General features: G+C 56.6%; 5 protein-coding genes. 2 read left to right on the plus strand and 3 right to left on the minus strand.

What is annotated here, in order from left to right:
* Nucleotides 1-34 precede the first annotated feature (34 nt).
* The 3 genes from gsiB to ACX1CU_RS15745 all read right to left on the minus strand — a co-directional run bounded on the left by gsiB (nucleotide 35) and on the right by ACX1CU_RS15745 (nucleotide 4,355).
* Nucleotides 35-1,564 carry a glutathione ABC transporter substrate-binding protein GsiB gene (gene gsiB, locus ACX1CU_RS15735; protein WP_459402832.1) on the minus strand — a complete coding sequence of 510 codons (1,530 nt, stop codon included), beginning with the start codon at nucleotides 1,562-1,564 and terminating at the stop codon, nucleotides 35-37.
* 30 nt (nucleotides 1,565-1,594) lie between these two features.
* Complete coding sequence (locus tag ACX1CU_RS15740; protein ID WP_459399210.1) at nucleotides 1,595-3,445, minus strand: dipeptide ABC transporter ATP-binding protein; 1,851 nt, start codon at nucleotides 3,443-3,445, stop codon at nucleotides 1,595-1,597.
* 373 nt (nucleotides 3,446-3,818) lie between these two features.
* The gene (locus tag ACX1CU_RS15745; protein ID WP_459399211.1) at nucleotides 3,819-4,355 is read right to left on the minus strand and encodes a DUF924 family protein; all 537 of its coding nucleotides are present in this window, start codon (nucleotides 4,353-4,355) and stop codon (nucleotides 3,819-3,821) included.
* 114 nt (nucleotides 4,356-4,469) lie between these two features.
* Between ACX1CU_RS15745 and moeA the strand changes: the two genes are divergently transcribed.
* Nucleotides 4,470-5,708, plus strand: a complete 1,239-nt coding sequence (moeA, locus tag ACX1CU_RS15750; RefSeq protein WP_459399212.1) for a molybdopterin molybdotransferase MoeA — start codon at nucleotides 4,470-4,472, stop codon at nucleotides 5,706-5,708.
* Between the two features lie 2 nt (nucleotides 5,709-5,710).
* Nucleotides 5,711-6,457 carry a molybdopterin-synthase adenylyltransferase MoeB gene (gene moeB, locus ACX1CU_RS15755; RefSeq protein ID WP_459399213.1) on the plus strand — a complete coding sequence of 249 codons (747 nt, stop codon included), beginning with the start codon at nucleotides 5,711-5,713 and terminating at the stop codon, nucleotides 6,455-6,457.
* The last annotated feature ends 8 nt before the right edge of the window (nucleotides 6,458-6,465 follow it).

Genomic DNA, 6,465 nt, shown 5'->3' on the forward strand with positions numbered 1-6,465 from the left:
ACCCCTTCCAACGGAAGAGATTGGGCTGGGTGCCTTATTTCAGGTCTGCGTTGTCAAAGTTGAATGACGTATCCGGCATCACATAGAAACCGCTCAACTGCTTGTTATTTGCCGAGAGCAGGCGTTCCGTGATCAGGAAGATCCACGGGGCATCGGCCCAGATACGGTCCTGCACCTGTTGGTATAGCGCCTGCCGTTTGGTGCGATCGGTGGTTGCCAGCGCCGCCGCCAAATCCTCATCCACCTGCGGGTTGCTGTAGAACGCGGTATTGAACTGCTTCGGCGGTGCAGCTTGGGTAGTGAACAGCGGCGACAGCGCCCAATCGGCTTCACCGGTCGATGCCGACCAGCCGGTATAGAACATCCGCACGCCGGTCTCCTTCACGCCCACGCTTTCCACCTGCGCCGCACGCTGGCCTGCATCCATTGCCGTGACCGTCACTTTCACCCCAACCTGCGCCAACTGTTGTTGGGCAAACTGCAGCACTTTCTGCGCGGTGCTGTGGTTGTGGGAAGACCATAAGGTGGTGCTAAAACCGTTCGGGTAACCGGCTTCTTTCAGCAGTTCACGCGCTTTGGCCGGATCGTAGGGCCAGGGTTGATAGCGGGTAGCAAAGTCGATCGCCGGTGGCACCGGGCCTTCGGCCGGTACGGCATAGCCTGAAAATGCCACTTTGATCAGCGCGTCTTTGTTGATGGCATAGTTCAGCGCCTGACGCACTTTCGGGTTGTCGAACGGCTTTTGCGTCACGTTCATGCTGATATAGCGTTGCAGAATTGACGGAGCCGCTACCAGATCCAGCTTAGCGTTTTTCTCCAGCACGCTGGCCTGCTCATACGGGATTGGGAAAGCAAAGGTCGCTTCACCGGTTTGCAGCATCGCCGCACGGGTGTTGTTATCCATCACCGGACGCCAGGTGATGGTGTCGAGTTTCGGCAGCCCGGCTTTCCAGTAACCGTCAAATTTCTTCACTTTGACAAAATCGGTCTGGTTCCAGGTTTCAAACTGATAAGGGCCGGTACCAACCGGATGGAAACCGATCTCCTTGCCATACTGCTTCAGCGCCGCTGGCGAGATCATTACCGCCGCGGGGTGCGCCAGGTTGTTAATAAACGCCGCGAAGGGGGTTTTCAACACCACTTTGACGGTATCTGGTGCCACTACTTCTGTTTTGTCGATCATTCTGAACAGATTATAGCGTTTGAGGCGATTCTCCGGGTTACTGGCGCGATCCAGGTTGATTTTCACCGCTTCTGCGTTGAAATCGCTGCCATCGTGGAATTTCACCCCCGGATGCAGCTTGATAGTGTAAGTCAGGCCGTCTGGGCTCACCTCATAACTATCCGCCAAAACGTTGACCAGCTTCATGTCTTTGTCGAAGCCAAACAGCCCCTGATAGAAGGATTTGGCCACCGCCTGTGACAAGGTGTCGTTGGCATCGTACGGATCGAGCGTGGTGAAATTAGAAGCTACGGCAATCACCGCATCTTTGGCAGCCCAGGCCGGGCCAGCGGCCACAGCAAGTAGAGCGGCGGCCAAAACATTGCGTTTGAATCTCTGCATGGTCATATCGTTTTCTCTCCTGAGGCAAGGCTAAAAGGCACCGGCAATGGGATGGTGGGCCACAAAGTGCCCCGGCCCAACCTGCACTAAAGGTGCGGTAACGGGTTCGTCGCCCAACGCGTGGATCGGGCTGGGTATTTCATCCACCGACAGTGGCTGACGTTGATGAGCATGGGCCGGATCGGCAACCGGCACGGCGGCCATCAGCTTGCGGGTATACGCATGCTGCGGGTTTTCAAATACGCTGCGGCGCGGGCCAATCTCGACAATTTGACCAAGATACATCACGGCTACGCGGTGGCTGATACGCTCCACTACCGCCATATCATGAGAAATAAACAGGAAGGCAATGCCGAATTCACGCTGTAGATCGAGCAACAGATTGACGATCTGCGCCTGTATCGACACATCCAACGCAGAGACGGATTCATCCGCCACCACCACTTTCGGGTTGAGCGCCAGCGCGCGTGCAATACAGATACGCTGGCGCTGGCCGCCGGAAAACTCGTGCGGATAACGCCGCGCATGCTCCGGCAGCAGCCCAACGCGCTCCAGCAGCCAGGCTACGCGCTTTTCTGCCTCAGCTCCGCGCGCCACGTTATGCACCAGCAACGGCTCCATGATCGAGAAACCCACGGTTAAACGCGGATCAAGCGAAGCATAAGGGTCTTGAAAGATAAACTGGATATCGCGCCGCAGGTGCTGCAACGCCGCGCCTTTAAGCTGATTGATCTGCTGGCCGTCGAAGGTAATGGTGCCATGCTGGCTATCTACCAGCTTTAGCAGTGCACGCCCGGTGGTAGATTTACCACAGCCGGATTCCCCCACCAGCCCCAGCGTTTCGCCGGGGTACAGATCGAAACTGATATTTTCCACCGCATGCACGCGCCGCGTCACCCGGTTGAGAATGCCGCTGCGCAAGTCAAAACGCGTGACCAGGTTTTCGACCCGTAGGATCGGTGCCGCTCCGGCCAGCAAAGTATCCTGCGGTGCGCCATTGTCTGCGCTGCCGGGCAAGGGGAATTTGGCAGGCAGGTCTTGATCCTTCATCGAACCCAGCCTTGGCACCGCTGCCAGCAGCGCTTGGGTATAGGGCTGTTGCGGCGCGGCAAACAGCGCACGAACCTCACCCTCTTCCACCTTAGCGCCCCGATGCATCACCAGCACCCGATCGGCGATCTCGGCGACGACGCCCATATCGTGGGTAATGAAGATCACCGCCATTCGCATTTCCTGCTGCAACTCGCGGATCAATTGCAGGATTTGCGCCTGAATGGTGACATCCAGCGCGGTGGTGGGTTCATCGGCGATCAGCAGCGCCGGTTTGCACGACAGCGCCATGGCAATCATCACCCGCTGGCGCATGCCGCCGGAAAGCTGGTGCGGATAACGCTCCAGCACATTTTTTGCTTCAGGGATGCGCACCAAATCCAGCATGCGCAGCGCTTCGCGTTTGGCGCTGCGGTGATCCATCTTCTGATGCAAGCGCAAGGATTCAGCAATCTGCTCACCCACCGGGAATACCGGATTGAGCGAGGTCATCGGCTCCTGAAAAATCATCGCCATATCGGCACCGCGCAAGGTGCGCAAGGTGCTCTGCTTGGCCTGAGCCAGATCGAGCACCTGCTCGTTGCGGCGGCGGAACTGTATCACACCGCTGGTCAGTTCACCGCCGCCCTGTTCGATTAAACGCATCAGCGCCAGCGAAGTGACCGATTTGCCTGAACCGGATTCACCAACGATGGCCAGCGTTTCGCCGCGATCCACATGGAAGGCCAGATTGCGCACCGCCGCAATGGTTTCACCCTGTTGCCGGAATTGTACGCTCAGGTCGCTCACCGCCAGCACGCGCTGCGGTGGCAGGATGATAGAATTAGTCATGCAGCGCCCATGGCAAAACGCGCCTGAATATAAGGTTGTTCCTTTTCAGCACTCAATATGGCACGAGTCACTCCGCCATAAATGGCAATCACTGGTTTGCTCATTGAACTGACATCCTGTGTTAACCCAATCTGCCGATATCCGCTGGAACCGATCTCCCTATTTGAGGAGAATAACTATTATTTTGTCTTTCCCGACTATATTTAGCCCAGCATGCGATGTAAAGCGCAAAGTATCCGCTGTATCTTGGGCTGACATCTGCTTAGATTATTTTGTGCGTTGAAAGAGCTTAATGGAATAAAAACAGCCTGTTATCTCAGCAGCTATAAGGTAATTTCATTGCGCCCAGCCAACTGGACTCGGGCAACAATATTCAGAACCCCGATCCTGGTTGCAGCAGAAATTCCCGCTCCTCTGGCGTAGACTCCCGGCCTAATATCGCATTACGATGTGGATAACGACCAAAACGTTCAATAATGGATTTATGACGTAATTCATATTCCAGTTGATCGCGATGATTTAATTCGCTGTACAACGCCAACGCCTGTTGATGAATCTGCGCTGATTCAGAATGCATAAACGGCAAATAAAGAAAACCGCGCTGCTCAATATTGAGTTGCTCGCATAATCCGCTGGCGATCGCTTCCTGTGCTAATACCAGCGCCATACCGTCACAGGAAAAAGCACGCGGTGTGCTGCGGAACAGATTACGGCTGAACTGATCGAGCACGATAATCTCCGCCAACCGCCCTTCGATCGTAGCACGCCAGTGCGCCAATTCCCCCTGTGCCGCCGCATGCCAAACCTGGCCGAAGCGGTTGTGTAACAGACGATCAAAGTCATCATCTTTTTTAAACCACATCACCGGGTCAATCTCGGTAAACCAAAAATCCAGTATTTGTCTGTGCATGGTTGTTTCCTGTTGTTGTCCTCAGGATGGCCTCATTCTCCCACCCGCCGTTATCTGCCATAATAGCCGCACTTTGCCGAAAAACTCGCGCACGCTGATTACGGAGTTTACTTAATGGATCATTGCCACACTTCTGACCTTATCACCCTTGAGCAGGCACTGGAGACAATGCTTTCCCAGGTTGCGCCATTACAAGAGACCGAATCCATTGCACTCACCAGCGCCGCCGGGCGAATTACGGCGGCGGCAGTGATTTCCCCTATCGATGTGCCCCCTTTTGCCAACTCGGCGATGGACGGCTACGCGGTACGCACCAACGAATTAAACGCCAACGCGCCGTTACCGGTGGCGGGCAAAGCCTTTGCCGGTACGCCATTCACCGGCGAGTGGCCAGCCAATACCTGTATACGCATCATGACCGGTGCGCCGATCCCAACGGGGGCCGATGCGGTGATCATGCAGGAACAGGCAGAGGTGAGCGAGGCCGGTGTGCGCTTCAACGCGCCGGTACGCAGCGGGCAGAATATCCGGCTGGCGGGAGAAGATATCAGCCAGGGAGCGGGTGTCTTACCCGCCGGGGTAAAACTGGGGGCCGCACAACTGCCGCTGCTGGCTTCGCTCGGCGTGGCTAACGTGCAGGTGATGCGCAAGCTGAAGGTAGCGGTGTTCTCCACCGGCGACGAGCTGCAACCCGTCGGCCAACCCCTGCAGGCCGGCCAGATCTACGATACCAACCGCTTTGCGGTGCGCCTGATGCTGGAACAACTCGGCTGCACGGTGATCGATCTGGGGATTATCCCCGACGATCAAGACGCACTGCGCGCCGCGTTCAATCAGGCAGATAGCCAAGCGGACGTAGTGATCAGCAGCGGCGGCGTTTCCGTCGGTGAAGCCGATTACACCAAGCAGATGCTGGATGAACTCGGCCAAGTCGGCTTCTGGAAACTGGCGATCAAGCCCGGTAAACCTTTTGCCTTCGGCAAACTGCAACACGCCTGGTTCTGTGGCCTGCCCGGCAACCCGGTTTCTGCTGCTCTAACCTTCTATCAGTTGGTGCAACCGCTGCTCGCCAAGCTGGCCGGGCATAGCGAATGGCGCTTACCGGCGCGCCTGAAAGCCCGCGCGCTGACGCCACTGAAGAAATCACCGGGCCGCCTCGATTTCCAACGCGGTATCTTCACCAGCAACGCTAATGGTGAGTTGGAAGTGAGCACCACCGGCCATCAAGGCTCGCACGTATTCAGTTCCTACAGCCAGGGCAATTGCTTTATCGTGCTGGAGCGCGAACGCGGATTTGTCGCTGCCGGGGAAATGGTGGATGTCGAACCTTTCAACGCCCTGCTGAGGAACTGAACATGCTGCCGGAATTAACCGATGCCGAAGCACTGCGCTATAACCGCCAGATCGTGTTACGTGGTTTTGACTTCGATGGCCAGGAAAAGCTGAAAGCCGCCCACGTGCTGATCGTCGGGCTCGGCGGATTAGGCTGTGCCGCAGCGCCGTATTTGGCTGCTGCTGGCGTCGGCCATCTGACATTGGTTGATTTCGACACTGTTTCGCTCTCCAATCTACAGCGCCAGATCCTGCACCGGGATGCCCGTATCGGCCTGCCAAAAGTGGACTCGGCGCGCGGTGAACTAAACGCGATCAATCCGCATATCCGTGTCGATACCGTCAATGGTCAACCGGATGAGGCGCAGATTGCCGCCTGTGATGTGGTGCTGGACTGCACCGATAACGTCGCCACCCGCGATCTGCTGAACCGCCTGTGCCATACGCAGCGCAAGCCGCTGGTTTCTGGTGCCGCCATCCGTATGGAAGGCCAGCTTAGCGTGTTTACCTATCAACCGGATGAGCCTTGTTACCGCTGCCTGAGCCGCCTGTTTGGCGAGAACGCGCTCACCTGTGTGGAGGCTGGGGTCATGGCGCCTTTAGTGGGCACTATCGGTACGCTACAGGCAATGGAAGCGATCAAGCTGCTGACCGATTATGGCCAACCGCTGGTGGGGAAATTGCTGATGTTTGACGCCATGAGCATGCAGTTTCGCGAGATGAAACTGCCAAAGGATCCGCAGTGTGAAGTGTGTGGCGGGGAATCGTGATGATTTCC

This window comes from Serratia sp. D1N4 (assembly GCF_054552755.1).